General features: G+C 57.7%; 21 protein-coding genes and 6 pseudogenes. 17 read left to right on the top strand and 10 right to left on the bottom strand.

Going from position 1 to position 27,000, the window contains the following annotated elements; all coding sequences use genetic code 11:
• The coding region (locus J6497_RS36125; protein ID WP_225708974.1) for a helix-turn-helix domain-containing protein at nucleotides 1-205 on the bottom strand (205 nt) is incomplete at its 3' end.
• Nucleotides 206-1,212: 1,007 nt separating this feature from the next.
• Between J6497_RS36125 and J6497_RS36130 the strand changes: the two genes are divergently transcribed.
• The gene (locus J6497_RS36130) at nucleotides 1,213-1,518 is read left to right on the top strand and encodes a hypothetical protein (protein ID WP_225708975.1); all 306 of its coding nucleotides are present in this window, start codon (nucleotides 1,213-1,215) and stop codon (nucleotides 1,516-1,518) included.
• Nucleotides 1,515-1,664 (top strand): hypothetical protein, encoded by a 150-nt coding sequence (locus J6497_RS36135; RefSeq protein WP_225708976.1) that lies wholly within the window; start codon nucleotides 1,515-1,517, stop codon nucleotides 1,662-1,664. The genes J6497_RS36130 and J6497_RS36135 overlap by 4 nt, the downstream gene beginning before the upstream one ends.
• A gap of 22 nt (nucleotides 1,665-1,686) precedes the next feature.
• On the opposite strand, the pseudogene J6497_RS36140 reads toward J6497_RS36135, so the two are convergent.
• Both J6497_RS36140 and J6497_RS41745 read right to left on the bottom strand, forming a co-directional pair.
• Nucleotides 1,687-2,648: pseudogene (locus tag J6497_RS36140) on the bottom strand (IS630 family transposase); the annotation flags it as partial.
• Between the two features lie 30 nt (nucleotides 2,649-2,678).
• Nucleotides 2,679-2,996: pseudogene (locus J6497_RS41745) on the bottom strand (DUF6036 family nucleotidyltransferase); the annotation flags it as partial.
• 550 nt (nucleotides 2,997-3,546) lie between these two features.
• Between J6497_RS41745 and J6497_RS36145 the strand changes: the two are divergent.
• The 3 genes from J6497_RS36145 (at nucleotide 3,547) to J6497_RS36155 (ending at nucleotide 4,375) form a co-directional block, all read left to right on the top strand.
• On the top strand, nucleotides 3,547-3,789 hold the full coding sequence (locus J6497_RS36145) for a hypothetical protein (RefSeq protein ID WP_225708977.1): 243 nt from the start codon (nucleotides 3,547-3,549) through the stop codon (nucleotides 3,787-3,789).
• Nucleotides 3,782-3,919, top strand: a complete 138-nt coding sequence (locus J6497_RS36150) for a hypothetical protein (protein WP_225708978.1) — start codon at nucleotides 3,782-3,784, stop codon at nucleotides 3,917-3,919. Before J6497_RS36145 ends, J6497_RS36150 begins: the two co-directional genes overlap by 8 nt.
• Nucleotides 3,920-4,003: 84 nt before the next feature.
• A complete protein-coding gene (locus tag J6497_RS36155) occupies nucleotides 4,004-4,375 on the top strand; it encodes a hypothetical protein (RefSeq protein ID WP_225708979.1) in 372 nt (123 codons plus the stop codon).
• On the opposite strand, the gene J6497_RS36160 is transcribed toward J6497_RS36155, so the two are convergent.
• A complete protein-coding gene (locus J6497_RS36160) occupies nucleotides 4,310-4,732 on the bottom strand; it encodes a hypothetical protein (protein WP_225708980.1) in 423 nt (140 codons plus the stop codon). The two genes, J6497_RS36155 and J6497_RS36160, sit on opposite strands and share 66 nt — an antisense overlap.
• Nucleotides 4,733-5,014: 282 nt before the next feature.
• Here J6497_RS36160 and J6497_RS36165 point away from each other — a divergent pair, with 282 nt between their 5' ends.
• Complete coding sequence (locus tag J6497_RS36165; protein WP_225708981.1) at nucleotides 5,015-5,560, top strand: hypothetical protein; 546 nt, start codon at nucleotides 5,015-5,017, stop codon at nucleotides 5,558-5,560.
• A 565-nt stretch (nucleotides 5,561-6,125) separates the two neighbouring features.
• Here J6497_RS36165 and J6497_RS36170 read toward each other — a convergent pair.
• Nucleotides 6,126-6,596 (bottom strand): hypothetical protein, encoded by a 471-nt coding sequence (locus J6497_RS36170; protein WP_225708982.1) that lies wholly within the window; start codon nucleotides 6,594-6,596, stop codon nucleotides 6,126-6,128.
• 702 nt (nucleotides 6,597-7,298) lie between these two features.
• Here J6497_RS36170 and tnpA point away from each other — a divergent pair.
• The 3 genes from tnpA to tnpC all read left to right on the top strand — a co-directional run bounded on the left by tnpA (nucleotide 7,299) and on the right by tnpC (nucleotide 9,684).
• The gene (gene tnpA / locus J6497_RS36175) at nucleotides 7,299-7,658 is read left to right on the top strand and encodes an IS66-like element accessory protein TnpA (RefSeq protein ID WP_376708328.1); all 360 of its coding nucleotides are present in this window, start codon (nucleotides 7,299-7,301) and stop codon (nucleotides 7,656-7,658) included.
• Entirely contained in the window at nucleotides 7,616-8,008 is a 393-nt protein-coding gene (gene tnpB / locus J6497_RS36180) for an IS66 family insertion sequence element accessory protein TnpB (RefSeq protein WP_225708983.1), read from the top strand. Before tnpA ends, tnpB begins: the two co-directional genes overlap by 43 nt.
• A 71-nt stretch (nucleotides 8,009-8,079) precedes the next feature.
• Nucleotides 8,080-9,684 (top strand): IS66 family transposase, encoded by a 1,605-nt coding sequence (gene tnpC, locus J6497_RS36185; protein WP_225708984.1) that lies wholly within the window; start codon nucleotides 8,080-8,082, stop codon nucleotides 9,682-9,684.
• 108 nt (nucleotides 9,685-9,792) lie between these two features.
• Here tnpC and J6497_RS36190 read toward each other — a convergent pair.
• The 4 genes and pseudogenes from J6497_RS36190 to J6497_RS36205 form a co-directional block, all read right to left on the bottom strand.
• Nucleotides 9,793-9,978, bottom strand: a pseudogene (locus J6497_RS36190) (transposase); the annotation flags it as partial.
• Between the two features lie 18 nt (nucleotides 9,979-9,996).
• On the bottom strand, nucleotides 9,997-10,626 hold the full coding sequence (locus J6497_RS36195; protein ID WP_225708985.1) for an AAA family ATPase: 630 nt from the start codon (nucleotides 10,624-10,626) through the stop codon (nucleotides 9,997-9,999).
• Nucleotides 10,627-10,983: 357 nt separating this feature from the next.
• Complete coding sequence (locus J6497_RS36200) at nucleotides 10,984-11,982, bottom strand: carbohydrate porin (RefSeq protein ID WP_225708986.1); 999 nt, start codon at nucleotides 11,980-11,982, stop codon at nucleotides 10,984-10,986.
• Nucleotides 11,983-13,085: 1,103 nt separating this feature from the next.
• Nucleotides 13,086-13,277, bottom strand: a pseudogene (locus J6497_RS36205) (isocitrate lyase/phosphoenolpyruvate mutase family protein); the annotation flags it as partial.
• 725 nt (nucleotides 13,278-14,002) lie between these two features.
• Here J6497_RS36205 and J6497_RS36210 point away from each other — a divergent pair.
• Nucleotides 14,003-14,254, top strand: a complete 252-nt coding sequence (locus J6497_RS36210) for a hypothetical protein (protein ID WP_225708987.1) — start codon at nucleotides 14,003-14,005, stop codon at nucleotides 14,252-14,254.
• A 613-nt stretch (nucleotides 14,255-14,867) separates the two neighbouring features.
• A pseudogene (locus tag J6497_RS36215) lies at nucleotides 14,868-15,036 on the top strand (SfnB family sulfur acquisition oxidoreductase); the annotation flags it as partial.
• A gap of 55 nt (nucleotides 15,037-15,091) precedes the next feature.
• Here J6497_RS36215 and hemN read toward each other — a convergent pair.
• A pseudogene (hemN, locus tag J6497_RS36220) lies at nucleotides 15,092-16,417 on the bottom strand (oxygen-independent coproporphyrinogen III oxidase).
• 382 nt (nucleotides 16,418-16,799) lie between these two features.
• On the opposite strand from hemN, the gene J6497_RS36225 reads away from it, so the two are divergent.
• From J6497_RS36225 to J6497_RS36250, 6 genes are all read left to right on the top strand, one after another.
• Nucleotides 16,800-17,261, top strand: coding sequence for a substrate-binding domain-containing protein (locus J6497_RS36225; RefSeq protein ID WP_225708988.1), 462 nt, complete (start codon nucleotides 16,800-16,802; stop codon nucleotides 17,259-17,261).
• 3,052 nt (nucleotides 17,262-20,313) lie between these two features.
• The gene (locus J6497_RS36230; protein ID WP_249793903.1) at nucleotides 20,314-22,755 is read left to right on the top strand and encodes a 2-aminoethylphosphonate--pyruvate transaminase; all 2,442 of its coding nucleotides are present in this window, start codon (nucleotides 20,314-20,316) and stop codon (nucleotides 22,753-22,755) included.
• A 31-nt stretch (nucleotides 22,756-22,786) separates the two neighbouring features.
• Nucleotides 22,787-23,851: a dhydrorhizobitoxine desaturase gene (gene rtxC / locus J6497_RS36235; protein ID WP_225708990.1), complete on the top strand. Its 1,065-nt coding sequence runs from the start codon at nucleotides 22,787-22,789 to the stop codon at nucleotides 23,849-23,851.
• Nucleotides 23,848-24,678 carry a gamma-glutamyl-gamma-aminobutyrate hydrolase family protein gene (locus J6497_RS36240; RefSeq protein ID WP_225708991.1) on the top strand — a complete coding sequence of 277 codons (831 nt, stop codon included), beginning with the start codon at nucleotides 23,848-23,850 and terminating at the stop codon, nucleotides 24,676-24,678. The genes rtxC and J6497_RS36240 overlap by 4 nt, the downstream gene beginning before the upstream one ends.
• Nucleotides 24,675-25,697 (top strand): EamA family transporter, encoded by a 1,023-nt coding sequence (locus tag J6497_RS36245; protein ID WP_225708992.1) that lies wholly within the window; start codon nucleotides 24,675-24,677, stop codon nucleotides 25,695-25,697. Before J6497_RS36240 ends, J6497_RS36245 begins: the two co-directional genes overlap by 4 nt.
• Complete coding sequence (locus J6497_RS36250; RefSeq protein WP_225708993.1) at nucleotides 25,694-26,980, top strand: ATP-grasp domain-containing protein; 1,287 nt, start codon at nucleotides 25,694-25,696, stop codon at nucleotides 26,978-26,980. The genes J6497_RS36245 and J6497_RS36250 overlap by 4 nt, the downstream gene beginning before the upstream one ends.
• Nucleotides 26,981-27,000 lie beyond the last annotated feature (20 nt).

Below are 27,000 nucleotides of genomic sequence, written 5' to 3' on the forward strand. Positions count from 1 at the left end.
CCGCATTGTAACGGTGCACCCAGTCCCGCAGGGTCTGGCGATCCATTCCGCAACTCTCTGCCGCCGTTCTGCGATCCGTGCCGGCCAGAACAAGCGCAAGCGCCAACATCCGCCGCGCCGCGCTGCTGTCTTTCTCCCTTTGCGCCGCCTTGCGAAGCTCAGAAGCCGTCAAATCAACCCGGGTGATCCCTACCGCCGCCCCCATCGATGTCGCTCCTCCCTAAGAAGCAACCATCGAGTCAGAAACTCACTGATTTGGGAATCCCAAATCTGAGTCAATCCTCAAGGCCGTTGGTATTATACCGTGCGATCTTCTCGTCAAGCTCAGCGCACTTCTCGCACATGGCAGGGCATTCCAACGAGGTGACCAAACAACAAAGGTGGCCAAGGCAGAATTCGTTCCTAGAAACAAATTAGGACACTTCCAAAATCAACCAAGACACCGGCTGGAACAGACCTTTCGTGGCGAGGTTGTAGGGGCGCATGCACACTTTCCGCAACGCGTGTGTGCACTGCTCTACTGCAGCTCGGACCCTTCCCAGGCCGGGCTGTTTCTTATTGGCACGACCGTGTCGGCGCGCTAATACGCCCGTAACTCTCCGATCATAGTTCGGCCGCCCCTACGTAGGCTAAAGCGACGGCAGGTACGAAAGGTGATCCGATGCGATGTGACCTGCCCTAACTGTACGGCGGGCTTCCGGAGGATCGAGCTATCATCCGCAAAAGGCGCGCCAGGCGAGTATCGCTGCCCGGTTTGCGATACCCCGCTGGAGACTTTCAACGGCGACAGCACGGTCGCTTACCGTTTGACAATCCAGCCCTCCGCCAGAGGCCTGGATTAGAGGGACCGGACAAGAACGAAAAACCCGGCAGGTGCGTCTGCCGGGCAATTCGAAAAATATGATCACGTAATTGGATGCAGCGATTAAACGCTAAATCCTGTGACCCGGGAATGAAATTCGTGTCAGTAAGAATGCGGAGACCCCACTGGTGAGCACAGGTGTGCACCGGCAGGAGCACCAGTGATCTGGGCGCCCTATTGAAGGAAGCCCGCCATTGGCGACGGGCTCGAGGTTAGGGAGGCGCGTCTGAGGACGCCACTCAAGTGTAGAGCGATTCGCGCCTGTATCTTGTATTGCAATTCACACATGTGAACAGGAAGTCACGGCCTTGCGCCGCCCTCTCGCCTCCGCTTGGACGTTCCGGGGAGCAATGGCAGAGCGCAAGACAGGTTGGAGCCGCAAGTTCGATCAGCCGATCGCGTTGCCGGGTGGTCGGCGCCTTGTCGTTCTCCGCGACGCGGCGAACTACATCACTAGCCTACCAAAGGAGGAAGCCGCCCTCCCCGAGCGGCAAGCCGCGATCGAAGCCCTCATCTTGGTGGCAGACCTCAACGGCCCGACGATGTTCGCGCGCATCGGCATCATGCGAGCCTTGAACCGCGGCGAGGTCCGCCAGTTCAATCCAGCGCGCAAAGATCCTCGCTGGGGCAAGAGAAAGCTCAAGAGGGACCAATGACCGTTTTCGTCTATGTCGACACAAGCAAGCAGGTTGGCGACAAGGATCACCTCAAAGTCTTCGCCACCCAGGACGCGGCAGAGGCGCGGTTCCAGGAGCATGACCCGGAAGGCGTGGCGTTTGAGTATGAGGTGCTAGTGTTCTGACTCTCAAATGCCCTGAAATAATTCATGTTGCCTCGACTTTATCGAGGGCGGCGCGGGCGCGGTTGATTTTTTCGAGGATTGCGGCGCCTTCGGCTTTCCAATGTAGGGCTTTGGGGCGGCGTTGCGATCGGAAAGATAGGCTTCGATGTCGCGGACGAGTTCGCCGATCGAGGCGAAGCTCCCGGAGCGGATCACGTCCGCGGTCAAATCAGCAAAGAAGCGTTCGACGAGGTTCATCCACGACGACGATGTCGGCGTGAAGTGGGACTTGAAGCGTGGATGGCGGTCGAGCCACGCCTTAACCTTCGGGTGCTTGTGAGTGGCGTAGTTGTCCTGGATCAGATGGATGTCGAGTTCCTTGGGCGTTTCGCGGTCGATCTGCTTTAGGAATCTCAGCCATTCGACATGAGTGTGGTGCTCCTCGGTGCGCGCGATCAACTTGCCTTTCATTGCATCGAGTGCGGCAAACAATGTGATCGTGCCATGCCGGGTGTAGTCGTGCGTCATCGTTCGAGGGCGTTTCGGCAAGCGGCAGGCCGAGTTGAGTGCGCTCCAGAGCCTGGCATTGGCTCTTCTCGTCGCAGCATAACACCAGCGCCTTGGCCGGTGGATCGAGATCGAGCCCGATCACGTCCCAGAACTTTTCCTCGAATTTCGGATCGTTCGAGAGCTTGAACGTCTTCACGACATGCGGCTTCAATCCGTTCTTCGACCAAATACGCTGCACGGTGCTGTGCGATATACCGGTGTGGCGCCCATGCTGCGCACGCTCCAGCGCTTGCGGTTCTTCGGCGGGCGGGTGACCTCGGCGACAACACGCTCGATCTTCTTCTGTGGAATCGACGGCTTGCGCCCGCGACCGACCTTGTCAGTGAGACCGTCGAGGCCATGTGTCTCGAAGCGCCCAGACCAGGTCGACACCGTGGGCATCGATGTTTTCAGCCGCTTGGCGACACTCTCGATCTTCAATCCTTCCAGACGCAGCTGCCATTGACGAGGAAGCGTCGCAGTATGCTCGTCTACACCGTCAATATAAAACCCATGCTGCTTGTGAAAAGCAGAACCCTCGCCATACAGAGCAGCGATTTCCTCAGAAGCCTCGGGGTCGTCGTCTGGATCAAGTTGTTTTTGGGTAATTTCCCACAATTTCGCGTTGCCAGCGTAAGCGTCGATCTCAGAAGAAGTCCGCATCATCACCGGAGCGTCGGGCCACGAAAGAAGGATACTTTGGCTGCCAATGATGAATACCTCATCAGCGTCAAAATATCTGGCGATGACTTTTACTGTCTCGATAAGGTCTTCGAGAGTCCGGTCGAGCGAATAATCGGCCATTACAGGTTAGGCCGCGACGCGGTCCAAAGATCGCGCCGCCACCCTCTCCGCTGATCGCCAAATGCGACGGCGAAGGGGTACATCCTCAAAATTTATCCCGTCTGTCGTTACAAACGGCGAGGAAAGCCTAAGGCGAGTCATCTCATCGCCGCGCTTGGTGAGACGTCGCCGCAGGTCAGTTTGGGGAAGATTGAGCAAACGATCCCAATCATCTATAAACGAGTAGCCAGAGAACCGGCCCGCATTTCGCGCAAGGGATTGGCGCACACGCCCGACTAGCGAAGGGTCGCGCGACATCTGCCGCGCAATAAGCCGATGCATCATCAACTTCGCGGTGTCGTTAACACGCTCTCTGTTGACCTTCGTCCTCATATTCTCAAGCTATATCAATATGCTAGCAGCATCAAGAATATCCTTGACATGCTAAAATCGGACCTGCGCGAGCGAATTCTCGCGTTTTTTCAATGGGTTCCGCAAAGCCTTACCTAACCATTAAACCCCCGCCATTGCCTTCTCCCACTCCGGGTCATCGTAAAGCGACGTCGCAGTCATGAGCCGCGCCAAACACGGGCTTAAAATTCCCAAGCCGGATTCTAAGCTCCGAGAGCCCGACGACACCGTGAGCGAGGCTGAAGACCGCTTGCTTGAATACATGGCCGGCCTTGGTCCCGCCCTGCGCGAGCAATTGCGATTGATCCTGCACGAATGCGCAGCGCCCAATGGGTTGCGGATTCCCCCAGATTTCCTCGCCGCCATTGAGGCGGTGCTCAAGGAGAAGCCATCCAATGTCTGATGTTACAACGGAATATAGCGCCCCTGACAACAGCGTGCGCGCATCGTTGGAGAGGGCCGAGGCCGCACTCGGCGAACCCTCACCGATCCAAATCGGTGATCAGCTTGCCGGCCTGCCGGGCGATAAGTAGCCGGAGAAGGGTAAGAAGCCGTCCAGCATCAAGGATTCCCTGCTCAAGGCCGAGAAGGCAATGCCTGACAAGCATCGCGGTCGGATGTTGCAGAAGGTGCTTAGCCGCGATGTGAGCGAATTTAAGGACTTCACGGCGCAGGAGCGGCGCGAGCTTGCCGGCTACCTGAAGGACAAGACCGGCGACGCCGATACCGATAAGAGCCGCCGTGAAATCCTGGCCGAGCTCAAGAAGTTAGAACCGAAGCCCAAGCCCAAGGCGGAGAGCCCGGCGGAGGCATCCAATAACCAGCGCGCCAGTCTCGAGAAAGCGCTCAGGGTTGTCGGCAGCAAGGTCGACCAGGAAGCGCTGTGCAAAGAGCTATCGTCACCCGAACATCGCAAGATCCGATCAGAGTTGGCTGCTCGCTACCCCGACCGAAAGCTGGCCGATACCCTGAAGATGTTCAAGGACTAGCATACGGCTCTCCGCGCCGATCCAAATGCATGGCAGCAGCTTGCGGCCATGTACATGAAGATGACGCCCGTCACTCAGAAGGCTGGCAAAGCCAACGATGGGAAATCGATCGGTGGTTTCCTCAAGCGCGCCGCCTCCGACGCTGACGACATGGCCAGCATGGAGGAATATATCCGGGAATTTGGCGCAGAGTTTCCGGAATTGCTCAGGCGAGCCGAGGCGTGGGACAGGCAACTGCGTGAAAACCCGCATGATGCCGCGATCAGGTTGGCGGCCAGCGTCGGCGCGCTCGACGTCACGGCGCAACAGCAGCAACAGCCTCAGCAGGATCACGTCCATCAGCAGCTCGAGCGCCACGTCGTCGAGCTCTCCAAGACATCGCACCCTGGGCTCGCGCACGATAACATCGCTCACGCCGTCGACCGTGTTGGAGACAATGCCTCGAACCTCCGATGCCGGGGCCGATTTGGATGCCGCCTATCGCCTGGTGACGGAGGGCACGCCACTGCCTTCGATGCAGCAGCATCCGCGTGCGAGTAAATCCATTGCGGGCGCCCGTGGCAGCGGCCAATTTGCCCAGCCAGCATCGTCATCGTCAATCCGCGGCTCGCTTGTGCGCGCAGCAGGGAGGCTCTAATCGTGTCAAAAGCTGAAAGAGAGGCGCGGCACCAACATCACCTCGCGATCGCCGAAGCCGTTCCAGAGATCCTTGGGGTCACCCCTGGTGACTGGAAGGCGACGCCGAAGCCGGTGAGAATCGAGACCATCAGGGCAATGGACAACATTCGTAGGGGTCACGCCGTAGCCGCCGATAAGGTGTTCGGCCGGGAGAAGTACGTCAAGGACGGTTTCTACGCCGTGGTCGAGGCCCAACTCGTGCTCCAGGGCTTGGAGCTAGCCAGTGCCGACCAGGAGGCGATTGGGGCCGCGCGGGCGAAGGTTGCCGACCTGCTTAAGCCCCTTCAGCACGAGGACGCCATGTTGGCCGACTGCATGGCCGTGACCGAGGCTTGGAAAGAGATTGGGGACGATCGTACGCTGCCCGAGGTATTCGAGCAGTACATCCACACGCAACGGGCGATGGCCGAAAAGCCGATCGAGGCGATTACGGCTCTGTTCGAGAAATGCGGCATCGATCCGGTGAAGTTGTCCCGGCACATACTGGCTACACCGACGGCACACTGAGTTTCGGCAGGGGGAGTGGCGACGGAAGGGGATGCATCGCTGCTACGGTGCATCCCCCTCTCTTTGCCGATCGTTTTGCCGATCTCGGCGCAACCAGCAGTACACAAAACGGCGCCGTGGCGGCTGCTGAGCTTGGCAAAGTCGCCGGGCGTGAGGCCGTGCGTCTTGGGCCCCAACCGGGTGATCGGTATTTCAAACCGCTCACAGGCGGAGTTAACCGTCCGCGGATCGCATTTGAGCGCGGCCGCAACCTCCGTCATCGGGACTAACGCTATAACGTCGTTCATGGTCGCCTCAGTGGCGGCAGCCGGTGTTGAGCCGGCCGCCATGATTGATAATCGGGAAATGATCGGCTCGGTTTGAGCGAGGTCTATGTTTTCAACAGCCGGGCGTACTTCCGGCCCGAACTGTTGAAACGTCAGCAGGTATGAGCCGCTGTGGAATGCCTTCTGAGGGCGCGCCTGTTGCTTCAGCGACCTGCTCTAGAATCAGGTGATGCGCATCATGCCGAAGCAGCAGTGCGATTAATGTACCGTTCCGCACAAAATGTCAAGATTATCTTCAGTCAGATGCGGATTTTCGAACTGCTCACCGGCTCATTGGCTTCGACGCGCCGCATATAATCGATTGCTTGCTGCGACATCATCGGTCGGTTCGCTGGCCAGGCTTCTACCTCCGCCGGCTTGGCCATGTGCCTATCCATGAAACCCATCGAGAGAATCGCGCCCGCCGCAGCATTGGCGATGTCGTCATGACCGCCCGGTGGATGGTCCACGATGTCTCTGCCGCCGCGGCTCGTTCTCCGCTCAAGCGAGACGAGTTGCGTTATCAGGCGATCGTTATCGAGCAACTGCACCTGCCTGCTCATGATCTGGGGAAGCAAATCCAAATACAGCTCGGAGCGGCTACGGTCAACCTGCTCACCATTGAGCCAGCGAGCCGCGGCGTCCTTCGTCATGGCGTCCAGCATGGCGACGTTGTCGACGGCAATGCGCTCCAGGGTGGATAGCTGATGCTCGCCCCCGAGGTCGTTCATGACTTCGGCACGGACATCCCGCACGTGCTGCGCTGCCCGAGTGCGACCGTCCAAGTCCGCCAATGTCAGCAGGCGAACACGCTTGCCTGGCTTCTGCTATCCTTCGTCGCCGCTTCCCGTGTCCATCTCGTCCCATCCTAAAGCCGCCCCTCAGGCCGCGCTATTCAACCCATATTCAACATATAGCACGCGCAACCACCTAAGTCATTGCAATTGCTGGGTTCACTGTCGTTCGTAATCGTTCTGTTTCCGCCTTATGTGGGCTGCATCAGGCCAAAAAGGCTCGTCAATATGACGAACCACTCGTGGCGCCCCAGAGGTTGCAAATCCCCAGTTTTGGCCCTCCAGAAAAAGCCGCCAGCAGGGAGGCTATGTAGCCTCAACCAATTCCATCCCATTGAGGTAACGCTTGGTCACGTCACGGTAACGGATTGGGTCACGCGTTACCTGGTAACGGAAGTAACGTAACGGTTCGGGGGTCTGTATAGACCCCGACCGTTCGTTACCTTACCCGTGACCAACGAACCATTTGCCGGCGTATTCCCTAGCTAGTCCCTTGTCCTTGGTAAGCGGCGCTCTGACCCCACCTTGTGGAGTTCGAGCTGATCGGCAAGATGCGAGCCCACACATACAGGTCGGTTCGCATATATGGTTGAGCATATAGTTGACGCTTCGGAGCCGCGGGGTCGGGTGGAGATCCACGTGGGTGGGGGACATCGCCGGCGGTGGAGCGACGAGATCAAGGGGCGGATCGTGGCGGAGTCGTATGCGCCGGGCGCGGTCGTGTCCGAGGTGGCGCGACGGCACGGTATGTCGCCGCAACACCTGTTCGTTTGGCGCAAGGCGGCACGCGCCGGCATGCTGAGCCTGCCGGCCGACGAGGCGCCACTGTTCGTTCCGGTTGTGACGGAGCAGCGCCCCGCTGTGACGGTCGCGGAAGCGGCAACGCGGAGCTCGACAACGATCACCATCGAGATTGGCGGTGCGGTGGTTCACGCGGCGGCCGGGGTTAACCCGGCATGGCTGCGCGATGTGTTGCGGGCCGTGAGGGCGGCAACGTGATCGCGGCGTCGGCGGGCGTGAAGGTCATGGTCGCGACGAAGCCGGTTGACTTCCGCAAAGGTGCCGACGGTCTCGCCGCGCTGGTGCGCGAGCAACTCCGCCATGATCCATTCGCGGGAACGATTTTTGTCTTCCGCTCGAAGCGAGCGGACCGTTTGAAGATTTTGGCCTGGGACGGGTCCGGACTTGTGCTGCTGTGGAAGCGGCTCGAGCATAACGCGTTCCGGTGGCCGCCGATCAGCGATGGCGTGATGCGGCTCTCCGCCTCGCAGCTCGCCGCGCTGATGGACGGCCTGGATTGGTCGCGTCTGCATGCCCGCGACGTTGCGCCGCCGACCGCAACGTCGTGAGCCCTGCGACGGATTGAATCAGGTCGGCGGCGGTATTCCACAACGGCCCACGAATCAGGTTGAGTGGGGGCGTGAGCGAGACCGCAGATCAGCTTCCGACCGATATCGATGCGCTGCAAGCGCTGGTCGCGGCGGCGCGCGCGGAGCGCGACAGCGCGATCGCAAAGTGCGACGCTGCGATCGCAGAGCGCGACGACGCGCTGTCGCAGATGGATCGTCTGCGGCACCTCTTGCGCCAGCTGCAACGCGCGCAGTTCGGCCGCAGCTCGGAGAAGCTCGATCCTGAGCAATTGCAGCTGGCGCTCGAGGATATCGAGCAGGCCGTGGCCGGCGACGAGGCGGTCGAGGACAAGAAGGATCCTGCGGGCGCTCGCAGGCGCGCCAACAAGCGTCGCGCCAGTCGCGGCGCGCTTCCGGCCCATCTGCCGCACATCGATGTCACGATTGCCCCGGAAGATACTAACTGCCCGTGCTGCCGCGCGCCGATGCATGTGATCGGCGAGGAAACGTCCAAGCGGCTCGACGTCGTTCCGGCGCAGTTCCGCGTGATCGTCACCCATCGTCCCAAATATGCCTGCCGGGCCTGCACGGATGGCGTGGTTCAGGCACCAGCACCGGAGCGGCTGATCAAGGGCGGTCTGCCGACCGAGGCGATGGTCGCCCATGTGGTGGTCGCCAAATATGCCTGGCATCTGCCGCTCTATCGGCAGGCTCAGATGCTGCTGGCGCAGGGCATCGACATCAAACGCGCGGTGCTTGCGTTCTGGGTGGGCTATGCGGCCGCGGAGCTTCATCCGCTGTGGCTGCGGCTGCGCGAGATCATCTTGACCGCGGGCAAGATCGCGGTCGACGAGACCACGGCGCCGGTGCTGGATCCTGGCCGCGGCCGCACCAAGAAGGGCTTCTTCTGGGCGATCGCGCGCGACGATCGGCCATGGGGCGGGACTGACCCGCCGGCAGTCGCCTACACCTATGCGCCCGGTCGTGGCGCCGTCCATGCGCTCAAGCTGCTCGACGGCTATCGCGGCATCGTGCAATGCGACGGCTATAGCGTCTACAAGACCATTGCCGAAACCGCGCCTGACGCGGCGATCACGCTGGCTTTCTGCTGGGCGCACCTGCGGCGGCGGTTCTTCGACGTTGTCCAGGCCGGTTCTGCCCCGATCGCCAGCGAGGCGCTCGCGCGTATCGCTGCTCTCTATGCCATCGAGAAGACGATCAGGGGTCGCAGCGCCGATGAACGCTATGCCGTCCGCCACGAACGCAGCAAGCCCCTCGTGCTGGCGCTCAAGGCCTGGTTCGAGCATGAACTCACCCGCGTCTCGGGCAAGGCGACGATCGCTGAGCATATCCGCTACGCCTTGAACCACTGGGACGGGCTCACGCGGTTCCTCGACGACGGCCGCATCGAGCTCGACTCGAATATAGTCGAGCGAAGCATCCGCCCTCTTGTCCTCAATCGCAAGAATGCGTTGTTCGCGGGGCATGATCAGGGCGCGGAGAACTGGGCCTGCATCGCTTCGCTGATCGAGACCTGCAAGCTCTGCGGTGTCGAGCCCCAGGCCTACCTGACCGACGTTCTCACCAAGCTTGTCAATCTCTGGCCGACCTCCCGCCTGGATGAACTCATGCCTTGGGCGTGGGCCAAAGGGCACGCGGCACAGCTCGCCGCTTGACGAGCTCGGATCCTGGATCGCGGCCGTTCCGGAGGGTCTTGTCGCCACCGGCTCGGCGCCGTCCGGCAGCTTCAACAAACCGTCGCGGGCCGCCTTGCGCCAGGCCGAAAGTTGCTGCGGCGAGATCTCGTGCCGACGCGCGACCTCCGAAACTACCGCGCCCGGCGCGTAGGATTCCGCCACGATCTGCGCCTTGACATCGTCGCTCCAACGACGGCGCAGGCGCCAAGCCTGTAACGCGTCAACAATATCCGTAATCACGTTGCGATCCGCTCTCTTTATGACGGAACGCATATTGCAGGCCAAGCCCGCCTACAACAAGGTGGTGGGAAATGATCGCTTACTGTCCTTGAGGGCCATTCGAAGTTCGTACGCGCGCTGCTTGCTGGTGATGCCAACCTCTCTAGCCTTTTCGCCCCACTCCTCGGTGCTCAGCCCGGAGGCTCCTGCCTCGTGGAGTAGACGGAGCATGACCCGTTGATTTGTGGAAAGCCTCGGCTCGGCAGGCTGGGCAGATTGCCCACCCTCTGCCTCGGTCACGACGTTGACGGTGATCGGGTCGCCGTCCTCGTCATGCCCAAACTCAAACACCTCAGATTTGAATGAGAACAGCTGGCCTTCCGGCGCGTCATTCGCCTTGGTGACTGTGGCGGTCTTTACCTCGTTGCCGGCAATCTCCACCATCATGTCAACGTCGCCATAGATCGCATTTGATCCTCTGGCGCCCTTGCTCTCATCCTTGCCGGTGTGGCCGATCAGAGCGACATGGGGGCCGCCCAGTTCGTCCTTGATCCGGTGGATATTCGCAAAGACCCTGCCCTGGTCCTTGGCGCTGTTCTCGTCACCGCCGCCCGCGGCAATCAGCTTGGCGAAGGTGTCAAAGACTAGGATCCCGGCCATTGGCACGTCGAGGAGTGCGAAATACTTCTCGGCGCGCTGCACTGCCTCAACCCCATTGGGACGGTGGCCGGGTTCATCAGGTCAAGCATGGCCTCGACTTGGCGACGAAGTGACATCATGCAGCGTTGGGGACTGCTCCTCAGCTGGAGCGTTAGCGGTTGCCCAGTATGATATCGCTCTCCCCCACTCGTCCGTGCAGATACCTACCAGCCATTAGGTAGCTCCATCAGCATGCTCTATTGGACGTCCGCGCCATCAACTCGATATCGTATGGCACTTTCAGTGCAGTGGCCCACTCGGACCATAGGCACTATTCGCCTTCGCGTCAGGAGTGCAGCAGACCAAAAGCATCTTGATCCGCAGTGCCCGGTTTATAAGTTCACGCCTAGCCTTGAGGACTTAGAAGAATATCGACGTGGACACCAACAAGTTCAGAGCATGTCCCGTTTGGCGCGTGTGTGTAATGCTCGTCGGGTTGTTGATGTATGCCAGTCCTACGCTTGCATATATCCCGGGTGCCAGATGCGCGGTATAGGTTCCCGAGATCGCTGTGCTGTCGCGATGCACGAGATTCCCTTTAGCCAAGGCAGCATCCACTGCAAAATTGCTCCAGACGGTGTTAGTGGCAACAATAGCAATCTGATCACTGGGCCGGCTGTCAAACAGTCCCTTCGCATAGAGACGAGCCTCGTAATATTGATTGACTCTATTTAGGTAAGGCGGAGCGTACATTACAGAGAACCCACCATAGATACCACGATATGCCGAGCCCTGGACATCAGACTGCCAAAGTTGCCTGTCCGCAGCGACGTAGTACACGCTGTTCGCGTTGGCTCTCGGTTGCTTCGGATAGTGGAAGTTCGTGTAGCTGCTGTTGTTGAAACCGGCGCCGGCCCGCAACCAAGTCTCGGGTAGGCCCGGAGCAGCTTTGTTCTTGTAGCCAGTTTCATCAAGCAAAAGAATGCCCGCGTTGGCCGTGCTCCAGTTTAGGCCGGTGGGATTTTCGGTTATCTGCGCATATTGACCGTCTGGACTGAGTGAACGCTGGATTGAGGCCTTGTTGTATACGCGATCATCAAAATTGTACTTCACGTTGAGAGCTGGCGTGGGCGCGGCATTGTTGCTCATGCCTGCTTGATATAGGATATTCGACGAGGGCCCCAAAACGCTTGCTCCTGCGCTCCCTCCTACCACTGTGCCTGCGAACTCATTTTGATTTCTGAGATAACCCATTTTGAGTTCGAGTTTCCTGTCGAGAAACGTTTGGTAGTAGGCAATTATGTTGATTCCCAGTCTATCTGGCCCCCCGGGTTTCCATGTCCAGTATTGCTGCTCGGCTCCCACGATGATCTGACCATCTGGAATTCCAAAGCGGCTGAGATCGTAGGTCACAATCATGAAAATTTATGGTACTAAATGTCGGATTCTGGCCCATATATAGCTGATTGGCGGTGGTGGCTCTGGCTGCATTTGGCAGTTGATTGTCTACGAGGCTGTTTACTGTCCCGCCAACGTAGCCGATCCCGACGTTTGCCAACGCGGACCTAACGCCGCCTTTATCCTGATCTATCGTATCGGCAGGACCAGGTATATTGAGCCACATACCTTTTTCGCGGAGGTTCTCGAATTTTGCGAATGGGTCGATATCCTTTTGAGTTCTGTTCTTAGCAACTTCAGCCGCACTGTCGCACTTTGCGGTAGGCGTACCGGCAGTTTGTGCTAGCGCCGAGTTACCGACGAGAAGCGTTGCTCGTTTGAGCCGGCAGCTTCGGAGTTTCGTGGCCGGATCGGACTCCCTTTGAATTCTTCTTTTAGCAACCTCATCCGGAATGTCGCTTCTTGGCTTAGGCACGTTGGCAGTTTGTGCCAGCGCCGAACTGCCGACGAGACTCGCTGCTAGGGAGAGTGCGATAGCAAGTTCTCTTTGTTTCGTAGTTGATCGAAAGCTGAAAACGGGTGCCGCAGCCGAGTTTATCCGAATCGATGTCGCCACGACAAAGCAACCATGCATAGTGAACTCCGCGTCCGTATTGCTAGACTTGAATGGATTGCGCTCTGGCCTGATTGGCCCAGAGCTGACCCGCAACTTTTTGGCGTCTGAAGGCGGCCGGGGTGACGCTTGACAGCAATCGGCCCGTCTATCCCAGCGAGACCCGCTGAACCTTCCCGAGCCTCGTCACCGGCTGGCACGACATGGCATGGTCGACAACGCACGTGTCGAGCACGCCACAACGCCGCCAAGCTAAATCGACAGTTCCAACGCAGTTCTGCTGCGCTGCCTCGGCGTCGAGAGCGACCGGCTTTGTTCGGCACATTCGCTCGGCAAGACATGGGCGACGGGTCGGCGGAGCCTCGCTGTCCTCGCCACCAATACAGTGCCAACGACCCGCCTCTTCCATAAGGATGAGGATTTCGGCCATGGAGCATCCTGGTCGAAGAAGACGTCTCCTTCGATAAGATAGCAGTCGCCAGAAATCGGGGCAGGCTCGCACGCCAGCAACGACGCGTTGGTTCCATGGAGCTTCGTTGGCATCGCGGTAGCCGAGAGACGAGGCAACTGACAGGCCCGAAGCCCAGAAACCTTTGAAGCCTGCGCGCTCGGCGATCGCGCCCGAAAGCGCATCATGGGCTTCCGTAAGAAGGGAGAGATCGCGGTTGGACGAGATTTGATAGCTGCAGGCAACGCATTGCATCCATCAAGTAAGTTGGCGCGGCCAAATCTATCTTGCATCCCCGAGCTCCTCAGCGTGTGTACCCGCGCGACGTTCATTGGCCACCGATTGCCATGTGTGCGGCATCTCCACCAACTGCTAAGGTTAGTAGTTCTGGGTCGCAACGCGTTGCCTGTTGATACAGGGATCGTGGCTATTACGCCGCTCGGGTCGAAACCGTTCCGGCATCTAGACGCACTCTGCCGATGCTGGCATCGTCCGGTGGAAATCGGGCGTCGGTCACTCGTGAGCGCTGCAGCCGCTCAGCTTTTTACGCGCCTATCTCTCGGCGGAAACGCAGTTAGACCGCGACGTTGTTGATCTTCATCGTAAGCGTCGTTCTCAGGCGACGGCTTTGAGGGTTGCCCGGATAGGCCCAGGGAAGAAGTTAGTCGAGTTCGCGGTTCGGGTGACCATTAACGATCCTCCTCTGGACGTCGGTGACATAGGCGAGAGGATCAACATCCATTGATCTTGCAGGCTTATGCCGATCGCCGAACTGAGCCGGACGGGCTTGTTTTCTCTGATATTCACCGTGAGCGGCGTGTAATTGGCTCGACATAGTTGGCCTTGTGCTCCGCTTTCGACTGCGGAGGCCAGGACATGATTGCAGAAGAGTATTTGGGTACTAGCCGACTATTCCGGCGCGTGAAGAGTGGACCCCGCCGACAGCTCGTCGAGCTCAAAGTGGCGCGTCTCGTGAAGGGATGGACTTGCTGGCCACGGCAACTGGCGATGCCGGGCTCGATACGAGCCTAAAAGTCAATCCGGGAAATAGCGACTGGCTCGCATTCGGCCGCCGGCAAATGGAAGATTATTCGCAGGATTCTTCTGAATGGTGGGAAAATGCTGCGCCATGGCCGATGAAGACGAGAACTATTGCTTCGCGGTGGCGCTATGATGTAGGAGCCGGCCATGCGCAAAAAGCGTCACATCGCGCCGCTCATACGAGCTGCTGACCAAACGATGGGGCAACGTTGCGGATAACGATATTATCGACGGTCGCGGCTCGCTGCAGCTCTTGAGCATCGTGTGGTGTCGCGTGAACGAGAAAAGCCAATGCGGACCGGGGCGTCGACCGAGGGATGATGGAGATTGATGGATCAAGCGGCCGTTTCAGACTTGCCGCCGGTCTTGCGCAGGTCGTCAAGACGCGTTTCGTGGGTTTTAGTGCTCGTAGTTGTCCTCGTTGGCCTGTGCGCTGCCTATTTTTGGACAAACGTCGGACAATTTGCCGAGACGTCGGCGGCCTGTGAAGTCACCCCAATGCTAGGCTTGTCACCTCAGGACAGGGTAGTCCTGTCGGAGATTAAGTCGGGACAACAGAAGGCTATCGATGAGATCGCGGAAATCAACCGCAGCGTCACTGCCCAGCTGGCCGATTTAACACGAATCTCGGATCAAATCGCAGCGCTAACTTTACGAATCGACTCGTTGCGGAATCCAGCACCGTCTAAACCACAAGGGCCAGTTTCCGTCGGGGGCGCGCCAGCGAACTTAGGACCGAAGACGGACGAGCCTTGATGACGTCCGAGAGTGCTACAGGCTAATCCAGCCCGCCACCTGCCGTTCGACAAGGTTGATCGTTTTTCAAAGCGGCCTGTGGGCGATTAAGATGCCCAACGCTTACGGCGACGCCGGGGTCTCCAACGTGACGCTCGCCGAGATCGTCGCCATCATTGCCGCAGCCGGCGGCAGTCTGGGTCAGATTCCACAGAACCATTTCTACATGATCGAGGCGCCGTCCTGTTAGCGACGAGCGGTGATGCTTTTTGACGCTCACGCTGCCTATTTTGCTAATAGGGTGAGCGGTCGAGATAAGCGTCGAATGCGGCAGCAATAGCGCGAATCACAAAGCGGTGCTCCGGCCTCACGCGGATGAAGCCCTTTTCGATGTCCACTATTCCGTCCTCGGCGAGCATCGCCAAGCGTTCAGCTGAATGGAGAACATGGATCTCATAAAATCCGTGGGCGGCACAGATTGCCGGCACGTCGGCCTCCAAATCGCACATCAGCCGCTCGATGATTGCGGCTCGGACGCGGTCTTCATCGGTGAGACGGTAGCCTTTTGACGTCGCCAGACGGCCAGCTCTGATGTGCCGGCTGTAGCAACTTCGTTCTGGACGTAACCGTCGCCGAGACGGCCGATAGCCGACGTGCCGAAGCCGATCAGGGTTTTGCAGGTGTCGGCCGAGTAACCCAACGAGTTACGCCGCAGGCGACCGGCTCTCTGCGCCAGCGCGAGTTCGTCGTCCGGCAAGGCGAAATGGTCGAGCCCGATTTGGCGGTAGCCGGCGGCGACCAGCGTATCGGCCACGGCCGCGGCCTGTTCGGCGCGGGCAGCGTTTGTCCGGCAGCGCTGCCTCATCGATCAGGCGCTGACGTTTCATATACGAAGGAACATGCGCGTAGCCGAAAACCGCAAACCGGTCCGGGCGCATGGCCACCGCCGTCGTTGCGCTCTCGACGCAGGACTGCACCGTCTGATTGGGGAGACCGAAGATGAGATCGAAGTTGATGCGGCTTATTCCGTGCTGGCGCAGATTTTCGACGGCGGCGGCCGTCTGCGCCTCACTCTGGACCCGGTTGATCGCCTTTTGAACAATGGGATCGAAGCTCTGCACGCCGAGGCTCGCGCGGTTCACGCCGGCTGCTTCTAAGGCTTCGGCCATCTCGACCGTGAACGCGCGCGGGTCGATCTCGACGGCGATCGTAGCCGTTTTCCTGAACGCGAAGCGGCGGCGCAGGAGTTCCATCAGGGCCAAGAACTCCGCCGGCTCGATGAGGGTCGGCGTTCCGCCGCCGAAGTGCACGTCGCTCACGGGCAGCGCTTGCGGTGCTTGCTCCGCGACCAAACGGATCTCCTCACGCAGCACCGACACATAATTGAGGATCGGCGCATCCCGGCGAGTGATGGTCGTAGGGAAGCCGCAATACCAGCAGATCGACCGACAGAACGGAATGTGGAGATAGAGCGACACGGAGTCGTCAGCCGGCAGGCCCCCCAGCCATTTCTCACAATCCTTGGCGCCGACCGCCGCGGAGAACTCCGGAACAGTTGGATAGATGGTGTACCAAGGCAGGCGGGCATCGCAATACTTTTTGACGATTGAGGTCTGCAACGGTTCCTGCCCCATGCTTATATCACCACCACCCTAACCGCTGCGCTCTCCTGTGTCCTTGCGCTATATCAATCGGTTCGCTTTAGACTAGCGGCGAAATCTGCGTTCCGTCGATGTCCATCCGACCAATCAGCACAACCATTCCGCCGCTGCGGTAAAAACGTCGTTTTTCGCTCTTCAAGCACGGCCACAACACTTTTCGCGTGCGCAACGCCGATTGTTGAGATGAAACCGCTGCAGTCAAACGGCGCCGCACTGGTCACCGAGTCAGGAGTCACAATGAGGCTTGCCCGATTGATCCTATGGAAATGCTCAAGACAGCGCCCGTCGCATGATTGTCGATCTGTAATCCAATCGCTGCGCGCCTTATGAGCTGTCTCAATTGGCCGGGAATGAGACTAGTGCGCGCTGGCTGATGCCGCCGGAGCTCTATGATCCGATCCGGCAAGACGCCGGGGCGTTGAAGAGCGGAGTCGAAAAGGAGGCGGCGTGGGCCTTCGTCAATTTTCTGAAATGCCCGGAGGTTCGAGCGATCGTCGGGCGCCACGGTTACGTACTCGGGCCAGAGCTGAACCGCATGGACTCCCTCTCGGCTGAGATGTGGCAATCGGCTGGACTGACGGTCGAGCTCGTTAGCCTCACGACCGTGATCTTATTGATTGTCGGTACGCCGCTCGCCTGGTGGCAGGCGCGATCAAAAGTCTTATGGACGGAGGCCGTGGTCACGCTCGTTGCGCTGCACTTGCTGCTGATACACAGCGTGCTCGGCTTCGATCTGCTTGGCAGCATTTCCAACCTTCCAGAAGCCCATGCTAGTTGGGGACGTGGTCCTTGGGGGTATTAACGGCTGCCCCTGAATTCGTGGGTGTGAGTGAGATCAAATGCAAAATCTCCAAGCTGGCGCTCATACTCGCCATAGTAAAAAAAGCCCGGCCCCCTTTCGGCGGCCGGGCGAAAGTCAGTCTCGGAGGAGCGACGCTGCTACACATCGCCCAGCTTCCGTCGGCAGAGGGAGGGTGCCGACGGTTCATTTACGGCGAGGGCATTCGCCGTTAACTCTAGCCGCGGGAAGGCGGATATCCGTTCCAAACGAGATCTGGTTTCGCTTCCTTCTGTTCTATCGAAAACAAGATCTAGGGAATTCGGCCCAACGCTCGCATGCAACAAGGTCGACAACGGCGTCAGTTTTCCCTTTACGTAACCTTAGGATGGTCGTCAAAGATTGTGAGATGAACCCCACGGAAAAGAGGATGTCCGTCAACGCTTCACCACCGATTGATCGCCATCCACGACGGAACTGACGTCGTGCGTGCGCCATTTGCACCAGACCATGCGTTTTTCCTATGCGGCATTTCGTAGGATTGATAAAATCGATTGTTTTGATGGGATGCATCTACACTATTGATACATAACGACATCCGCTCAGGGGCCTTGATCTAAATCGCGTCGTTCGCGCCGGACGCTCTGATGACCCAGCGTAAGCTCTGGCCGCATAGCAATTCCATTCTATCAAGACTCGCGGTGGCCGACCTTTTTACGCGGCCTGGGCCTCCTCGCCCCCTACAAGGCCCGGTGCGGGGTTGCGCTGCTTTTTAGCGCGAAGAGCGGACGCTAATGGCGGATCAGCTAGGACCCGCCGCGGAAATCTTACAATTGCGCGTTTAGGGCTCAATCGCGAAAGAGTCCTGAGGGGGCGCGGTGGCCGACGGCTGGTGCGGCGAAGGCAATCGAGGCTTGCACGGACGCGGCTCGCAAACAGCGAGGCAACCGGTTCATCATGGCGCAGATTGTTTGATGGCCGACAAGGTCTCACTCGGCAATGTGAGAATTGCGACACTATTCTCAATCCTAGTATATCGCGCGGCCGTGCCGCGGGCCGACTAGACGCACATCATCAGCAGGCTTTCGAGCGGCACGCCATTTGCAAAGATCATCTTGGGCATGGACACGGACCGTCACCCGTGCCGATGCCCGCAACCTCCAGGTTGCGGCCCGACGCCACCTTGTTTCCCCTTCCGCAAAGGGCGTCGGGCTTTTTTTCGGTCTTCATCTAGACACGCCGTTGCAAGAAAACATCCCGTTGCCTATGGCAAAGCCTGTTTTGATGATCGTCGGCGGCGTCGGCCAAGACCATGGTGTCGCGTGGCTTGCTCGAATATGCGCACCAAGAGATCGAGGAGACCACGTCAATACGCGGGTCGATGCACCGCGCGACCGTCATTTGCAGGAATTATCTTGGGCTTGGACACGACCCTGTACGCCGCGACAACGCTCACAATGTCTGGTAATCGAGAAAGTGCCGCAAACCTTCCGCTACCTCTCACCGATGGCTGAAGCGCTCGTGCAGCCCGGCTGCGATCTCCTTTGTGGGGCCTTCGTGATCCTGCTCGACAAAGACCTTGGCTTGCTCGGTACCCGGACGACCGGGACGACGGCGAGACGCCCTTACCAAAGATGGCGAGGCCAGCTAAACCGACGGGAATGCCCGACGGCCTTGCGCTAACGAAGGATGCCTACTCGACGGGATCATCCGCATCAATCTGTATTGGCGAAAACTCGCCGACAGTTTGCCCGCAGGGCGCGCACTTGCGATCGCGCCATCGCTATTCCATCGCGTGAGGCTCGTCCCCAGCTACGACGAAAGCGGGCTTGCGGAAGGCATGCTGGTGCACAGCAGAGCGAGGCAGTGCATCGGGCGAGACAAACCTGCTGGCGCAAATGGCTTGGGACGAAGGCCGCCGACAATGACAGATGATCAAATCCAATTTTTTAGGGCGGCCCTCGTCATTTCTGACTGGACTCCTCGTGATCGGTGGCGGCGCGCTGCTGGTTATCGCTGCGGCCATCTAGAATGGACGATGAGACGAACCCATGCTTTGCCACGTTTTGCCGCTCATTGTGCGACAACTGCGCGATATGACGAGAGTAGAGATCCCGGCATACATACGGGCGAGGACCGTAGATCGTACAGTTCACTTCCGAGCTGGATGCATGCACAGTTGGCAGCGGTTTTCAAACCCCGCTAGGCCCGAATGACCGCTCGTGGCTGTCCGGCGTCGTCGCCGAATTTGGAGTTGAGACCCGCTGGCCCCATCGGCAGCCGCTCGACACCCGTGTATAGAACGTAGATTGTTGAGAACATGCACATTCGATTGTGCAGATCGCATTAGATGAGCAGCGTCGGCGACATCGCGGCCGCAGCGCAGCTAGATCGATAGCGGCGGATCTCTGGCCTCCGGCCGCTGACCTGACTTCATCAACAAAAAAAGATCGCTGTCCGCGAATTACCGAAATCGGTATCCGGCATATCCGAAAACACGCATCCACTAACCAATATTCTGCGTCTGGGCCTTCTTCGGACTAATTATGGATGACGCGTGCTTGTCTCATAGATGCTTCCTGGAGCTTGGCGTTTGGAAATATTCACGCGACGAGCTCGCGAAGGGACTTGAATCGCACCCAGCGTCAAGTTGTACGTTCTCGAAGTAGGCGGCGACGGGTCTCCAGCCACGCCAACGCTTTCCAACGAGTAACAAGGATTGCGAATGTCTCAACTCTTAGGCTCACGGTACGCCAGTCCCGTCATCGGCGGCCGTCTGAACTTCCCTGCACCTGGGTCAGCGTCTACACGCGATCGTCTGAAGGAGACCCTCAATATCCGACTGAAGGGCGTCGGCCAACGTAAGTAGATTGCCTGACCTGCCCCGTTTGCGATGTGAGATGGTCGATACGCAGTACGGTGTCACGACGCGCCTCAAACCCGCCAGCTACCATGCAGCGCCTCGGCACGAACCAGCAGCCGGCCGTGCAGCAATGCTCCAGAGCCGCTGATGGATCCAATTATAGTGGAGGATAGTGTGACAAAGCAGCAGCGCTCTCTGCTGACGCCTGGTCCAATGTCGCTGTCGTCGGCGGTTAAGGCCCAGATGCAGTTTGACCTTGCATCTCGTGATTTTGAGTTCAAGGAACTGACTGCCCGTATGAGGCGGCTGGTGCTCAATCTGTCGGGAAATGCAGAAGGCTATTCGGCGGTCCCTATTCAGGGAGGTGGCTCTTTTGGAATGGAAGCCGCTCTCTCTTCATTCGTCTCCCAGGCCGACAAGCCGCTCGTTTGCATAAACGGCATCTATAGCGAGCGTATTCTCAAAATTCTGCGGTTGTGGGGCATTCACGCGGTGACGCTTGTCAAGCGAGCCACCGAGCCTTTGGACCCTCAGGAAGTTGCCGAGTGTCTGAGCCAAGATCAAGCTATCACGCACGTATGTTTTGTTCATTGCGAGACCACGACCGGGATTGTCAATCCGCTCGATGCGATCGTAGAGGGTGCGAGACGACGCGACGTAAAGACCATCGTTGACGGGATGAGTTCTTTCGGCGCCATCCAAATCGACCTAAGCCATGGCGGACCAGACGTCCTGGTTACGTCTAGCAACAAGTGCATAGAGGGTCCCCCGGGAGTAGCTTTTGTCATTGCTTCTCGCGAGCTGCTTGAGAATGCGGTTCAAGCACCAAGATCCTTTGTGCTCGACGTTAGGGATCAATGGCTTTCGCTCGAACGCACAGGTGAATGGCGGTCTACCCCTCCCACGCATATTGTTCAGGCTACCACAAAGGCGTTGGAGATTCTGGACGACGAAGGCATTGATGGCAGGCGCCGCAGGTATGAGAAGATAAGGGACGACATCATCAAAGAACTCGAAGGCGTGGTGACCCCCCTTCTCTCGGCACACTTGCAGTCGCCAATCTGCGTCGCGTTCACTGCGCCAACTGGGATTTCGGATCAAGCCGCGTTCGATGGGCTATATAGCTACTTGGCAGCCCATAACCTTTACGTCTACTCGAAGCTACATCTTCCCACCCAGAGTTTTCGGATTGGCTGTATCGGGGAAATCCAATCCAGTTGGATCGAGCAGTTGGGGTGCGCCCTTCGCACGTTTTTCCGATCCGGTGGCAATCTCTTTGCCGGGCGGGTGTCACCCCAAGAGACTTGCGGGAGTCGTGCAGAGATATCGCCTCCACTCGCTACCACCTCGCGCCGCCCATTTTCTACCGAAACCGCTGTTCTGCACGCGGGATACCGTAGCGACCCCACAACCAAAGCTGTGGCAGTGCCGATTTACCAGAATACGGCCTATGAACTCGACGGCGATCTAAACCATATTGCTAACGTCTACAACGTAAAAGCCGATGGTTTCACCTATACCCGAATTATCAATCCCACCACCCGCGCGCTGGAAAGAAGGTATGCCGCGGTCGATATGGGAAGGGATTCGCTCGCTGTTGCATCGGGTCAGGCAGCGACGTTCCTTGCGATTGTAAACTTGTCGAGCGGCGAGGTGGGGGACAATGTCGTCGCCTCCCCGTACTTATATGGCAATACCTGGAACCTACTGCACAACACGTTAAGACGCCTTGGTATTGGCGTTAGGACGGCAGACCCTCGAAAGCCCCAGAGTTTCGAATCTGCCATTGATGATCGCACGATTTGTCTCTTCGGAGAGGTGATCTCGAATCCCTGCCTGGTTCCGCTTCCTGTTAAGCGGCTGGCAGAGATTGGCAGAAAGCACGGCATCCCCTTGGTCGTGGACAATACGACGACCCCACTGGTGTGCCGGCCGTCAGCTCTCGGCGTTGCGATCACGACGTACTCCGCGACCAAATACATTTGCGGCCATGGCACAACGCTAGGCGGACTAGTCGTTGATAACGGCGAGTTCAATTACCGAGGAAGCTCCCGCTTTCCATTGTTTAAGAATCCCGACGATGCCCACGGTGGCATTATCTGGCGCGACGCGCTGCGGGACATCGACGATCTTGGACAGAGCGAGTTTCTCTTAAAGGCTCGAATGACTTGGTTGCGGGACACCGGCGCGGCCATCGCTCCCTTTGCAAGCTTTCAACTCATTCAAGGGCTCGAAACACTGCATCTGCGCATGAGGCAGCACTGCGCGAACGCCGAGATCGTGGCCGACTTCCTTCAAAAACATCCAAAAGTGCACCGCGTCTTCTACCCAGGCCTCTTTCAAGGAGCCGATCGGGAAATCGTCGATGAGACACTCGATAACGGGTACGGATACGGGGCGATGGTCATGTTTGAGGTGGAGAATGAACAAGCCGGTCGCAAGTTCATCCAAAACGTCGACTTGATGTACCACGTTTCGAATGTAGGGGATGCCCGCACGCTGGTGACGCATCCTGTTTCAACTACTCACACCACCGTCCCACGGGAAACGCGTGAAGCCGCCGGCATATTCGGTGGCTCGATCCGGCTTTGCGTCGGCATCGAAGACGTTAACGACATCATCAACGATTTGGACAAGGCGCTTTCGGCAATCTGACAACCTGAAAGGCCATCAGAAAGGGTTTCCCATGAAACAGACAGATGCTTGGAAACTGAGGTCGTCACGCTTCGAGACCGTTCAATTCAGCCGCGAGATCAACAAACAGCTCTCCAACCTAAAACCTGACAACGTGAAGGGAGCGGTATATATCGCGAAAGATTATGCCGTAATTGCAGCTTGCGTGCTCGCGACGCTCTATGTGTCGTGGTGGCTATATCCGCTCGCTGTTCTATTTATCGCCGCCCACCAGCGTGGATTGACGACAATCTCTCACGATGCCGCTCACCGCACCCTCGCGAGGAATACCACATGGAACTACGTCCTGGGGATTCTGTTCGCGGCCTATCCCCTGTTCCAGCGTCATTGGGCATACCGGATTTCACACGTCTACTTGCATCATCCGTATCTCGGTGACCCGGAGAAGGACCCTGATCTAAAATTCTTCCTGGCAAGCGGTGTTTACGACGTCCACCCTCCGGGTCGATACGCCTTTAATATCATCTGGAAGCCGATCTTGGGTGGCGCGACAGTCGCGTATCTCAAGTATCTTTGGCAGAATCGTTTTTCGATAACTGATATCGAGGACCAGAAAACGAGTCGTTCGGGCATACTTGTCGACAAGTATGGCTTTTATCTTTTCTGGATCGCGATACTGATCGGATCATATTCTTTTGGGCTCATCCACATTGTCATCCTGTTTTGGATTGTGCCCTATCTCACCACGTTTCAGGTCCTCGGCTGGTTCATCGAAATCGCCGAACACTCACCCATGTGCGAGACAGAGACCAAGAACGTCTATCTAACTCGGAACAGAAAAGGGAATTTTCTTGAGCGAAGCATCTTTGGGCTGAACTTGGATGAATACCACCTTGAGCACCATCTTTCGCCCGGTATTCCTTTCTGGCTCCTGCACAACGCTCAAACAATTCGAATGCAAGATCCTCAGTACGCACGTGTTGCGTCAAGTTGGGGCGGGCTTTTCGTCAAAGGTCCTCAAGGCCAACCGAGCGTAATGGCTCAGTTGAAGGAACGAAATCGACGATTGTATGAGCAGTCTGTGGCCAGCGCTAGCACGAAGGAGCAACTAGCTTGATATCGCAACGGGCAGACTCGATCCGAGCCGTTGTCGGCGTCACCTCAAACCGTCTCTTGGTCGATGGTGTGCACCGCGACTGGTTGCGGCGCAAGTACGTGCAAGCCCTGGTTCGTTATGCGGGAGTGGCGTGCGTGATATTGCCGACTATCGATGCTGACGACGCGGACTTCGATAGCGATCTGGTAATCATGCCCAGGCTCGACGGCCTGGTATTGACCGGTGATGAATCGAATATTGATCCTGCCATCTTAAGGTCGCCTGCTCCCTGTACATTGACAAGCCAGCAAGAAGTTGAAGTTGGCATACGCGATCGTCCACGCGATAGGCTGTCCGCTGCCGCCATTGAGAGGGCCATCGCCCTCCGAATGCCAATATTGGGCATTTGCCGCGGCCTTCAGGAGCTTAATGTCTATCTAGGAGGCACGCTTCACTCGTCTCTTTCAGATTGGAAGCGGGAAAGTGGAGAGATACATGCTGAGAACGCCGACCTTCCAAGGGATCGTCAGTACGATGTGACGCATAGCGTGAGGATATGTTCTGATGGTGTGCTCTTTCCGATTGCGAGTGTGCTCGAAGCCCAAGTTAACTCTCTGCATAATCAAGGCATAGCGAAGCTCGCTGCTGCGCTGAAGCCAGAGGCCTGGTCGTCCGACGGCCTCGTCGAAGCTGCTTCTATAATTAAGGCGCCGACGCTGCAGATTGGTGTGCAGTGGCACCCCGAATGGCACGTTGCCACAGATCCCCTGAGCAAGCACATCTTTAAAGCATTTGGAGAGGCTTGCGTTGCGCACCGCCAACAAAATGGACGACAGGACATATTGTGAAATTTCAATCGAAACGCGGTCCTTTGGAGTCGAAGGGACACCCTCTCGGAACAGATTCGGGAGCAACGTTCTCGCTTCGCCCTCTTTCGCACCAGGCGCACAGGCAGAGCGGACAATCGGCGAATCGCTTCGCCGCAGGAGTTCTCTTCGTCACTCTCTATGTCATCGTAAGCGCGGCAGGTGAGGTTTATGCCGCATCGTATTTTCAGCGGGCGAACATATGCAACACTCTCCTTCTGTCCTTTGCTCTGGTATGCGTGACGTTCAACTTCTTGGCTCGTCGCGAAGGTGGTCAGTCAAGAGTCACGAAGTCATCACTTATGGCCTTTGCGTCGCTCAATTTCGTTACAGCGATTAGTTGGGTTGGGCTATTTGTCGGACTGAAGTACGCAGAACCCGCTATCGTCGTCACGTTCATGGTGGCATTGGGCCCCTGTGCGACGGTGTGGTTGAACGCATTGATCAGAAAACAGGGACTCCCCCCGATATCGGAGATTGCCGTGAGCGCTTTGGTTGCGGTTATTGGAAGCTACATGGTTTGGATTTCGGCGAGCGGCAACGCCGGCATCGAGTGGGGGCCTCGGTCATCCTTTGGTATTTTCTTGGCAATCGTAGCCGGTCTATCGCTTGCCCTTACCAATATTCTCGTGAAGTTGCTCTTCGACCATGGATTCTCCGGTCGAAAAGTGCTGGCTCATCGCTTCTACGGAACAATCCTCTTGCTGCTGCTCTTGGGCGATCATTCCTCTATCGTCCTCGAGATCTCACAGAGTTGGTCTGCGATCACGATCGTCGCACTGTCGACGATTGTCATTCCTTTGCTCTTGATACAGGAGGGCATTCGCCGCGTAGAACCATTCACGGTGAACATGGTCCTGTCGACGAGTCCGATCATTACGTTTCTGTTCCAGCATTTCGATTCTCGAATAGTGCCTTCTTCGTATACGTTGTTTGGAAATGTTCTCATAACGGCTGTCGCTGTGTGCAACATCTACTTGCAGTATCGGAGATCCGCATGAACGAACGGCATTGTGTAATAGTCGACGCATTCTCAACCGGCCGATACCTACCGGAAGAGTTCAAGCGTTATGGAATTAAGACTGCGCACGTATTGTCGGCTGCGCAGATTCCACCTTTTTACCGTCCGCATTTCAACGCTGACCTATATCATGAAATAATTCGGCCGCGCGAGTGCATGGCTGGCGAGGAGCTCGTTGAATATCATTTGGAGGCTCTCCGAGGCAGAGAATTGGAGTTCGTTGTTGCCGGATGCGAGACTGGAGTTGAGCTGGCCGATTCCTTGTCTGAACGTCTGGGGTTGCCTTCGAACGGGACTGCCCTATCAGCTGCAAGACGTGACAAATCGCTCATGTCTGAAGCTTTGACATCTGCAGGGGCGCGATCGATCAGACAAGTGGTGTCCAATAGTGCGGAAGACTTCACAAGTTGGATGCTTCAAGAGGGTTTCGACGAAATCGTGATCAAGCCTCTGAACAGCACAGGAACGGAGGATGTGTTCTTTTGCTCCACCAGTGCTGATATTCAGCGAGCTGTAAGTGCCATCGTCGGAAAGACGAATCGTGCCGGAGCGTTGAATCACTTTGCTCTTGGGCAGGAGAAAATCAACGGTCACCAATACACTGTAAACGCTGTCTCGATCGATGGGGACACTTTCATCACGGAGGTCTGGACCTATCACACCGTTCCCGTTGAGGGCGCAGGATCGGTCTGCTCACTCGAGCGGTTGCTGGATGGCACGGAGCCCGTCGTGAAAGAATTGTCTGACTACTTGATGCCTGCGTTGCAGGCGCTTGAGATTGTCAACGGGCCTGCTCATGCCGAGATCATCGTCGACCATAAGGGGCCTGTTCTGGTTGACCTTGGAGCCAGGCTTCAAGGGACAATGTCGGGAAAAGCTCGGACGATGGCGTTGGGTCACAACCACGTCACACTAATGGCGTGGCGCTACGCAGATCCCGTTGGCTTTGTTGAGTATATGAGGCAACGCGGGCCTTACCGGCGGCGGGCTCACGCACTGTGCGTCTCGCTTATATCCGACGTGAGCGGTGTTGTTGGCGGTTATCCAGGACTCGAAACGATCCGCAAACTCCCCAGCTTCGCGGATGCAATCGCATTCGTTCCCATAGGCCAAGATCTAGTTCCGACGACCGACTTAGCGTCAACACCAGGAATCGTATATCTCGTAAATAACGACCTGACCCAGCTTGAGGGTGACTATCGCAGGTTGCGAGCAATGCGGATGGACCAAGTATTCGACTTGACGAACCAAGGTCACGACTAATGCCAAGCGAAATCCGGGTG

This window comes from Bradyrhizobium cenepequi (assembly GCF_020329485.1).
In the GTDB taxonomy this organism is placed as follows: Bacteria; Pseudomonadota; Alphaproteobacteria; order Rhizobiales; family Xanthobacteraceae; genus Bradyrhizobium; species Bradyrhizobium cenepequi.

Bases quoted from the DNA above. Each gene is read 5' to 3' on its own strand.
- J6497_RS36130 (WP_225708975.1), top strand. From the start codon at position 1,213: ATGGCAGAGCGCAAGACAGGTTGGAGCCGCAAGTTCGATCAGCCGATC.
- J6497_RS36135 (WP_225708976.1), top strand. From the start codon at position 1,515: ATGACCGTTTTCGTCTATGTCGACACAAGCAAGCAGGTTGGCGACAAG.
- J6497_RS36145 (WP_225708977.1), top strand. From the start codon at position 3,547: ATGAGCCGCGCCAAACACGGGCTTAAAATTCCCAAGCCGGATTCTAAG.
- J6497_RS36150 (WP_225708978.1), top strand. From the start codon at position 3,782: ATGTCTGATGTTACAACGGAATATAGCGCCCCTGACAACAGCGTGCGC.
- J6497_RS36155 (WP_225708979.1), top strand. From the start codon at position 4,004: ATGTTGCAGAAGGTGCTTAGCCGCGATGTGAGCGAATTTAAGGACTTC.
- J6497_RS36170 (WP_225708982.1), bottom strand. From the start codon at position 6,596: ATGAACGACCTCGGGGGCGAGCATCAGCTATCCACCCTGGAGCGCATT.
- tnpB (WP_225708983.1), top strand. From the start codon at position 7,616: ATGGCTGCGCGATGTGTTGCGGGCCGTGAGGGCGGCAACGTGATCGCG.
- J6497_RS36200 (WP_225708986.1), bottom strand. From the start codon at position 11,982: ATGATTGTGACCTACGATCTCAGCCGCTTTGGAATTCCAGATGGTCAG.
- J6497_RS36210 (WP_225708987.1), top strand. From the start codon at position 14,003: ATGGACTTGCTGGCCACGGCAACTGGCGATGCCGGGCTCGATACGAGC.
- J6497_RS36230 (WP_249793903.1), top strand. From the start codon at position 20,314: ATGTCGCTGTCGTCGGCGGTTAAGGCCCAGATGCAGTTTGACCTTGCA.
- rtxC (WP_225708990.1), top strand. From the start codon at position 22,787: ATGAAACAGACAGATGCTTGGAAACTGAGGTCGTCACGCTTCGAGACC.
- J6497_RS36250 (WP_225708993.1), top strand. From the start codon at position 25,694: ATGAACGAACGGCATTGTGTAATAGTCGACGCATTCTCAACCGGCCGA.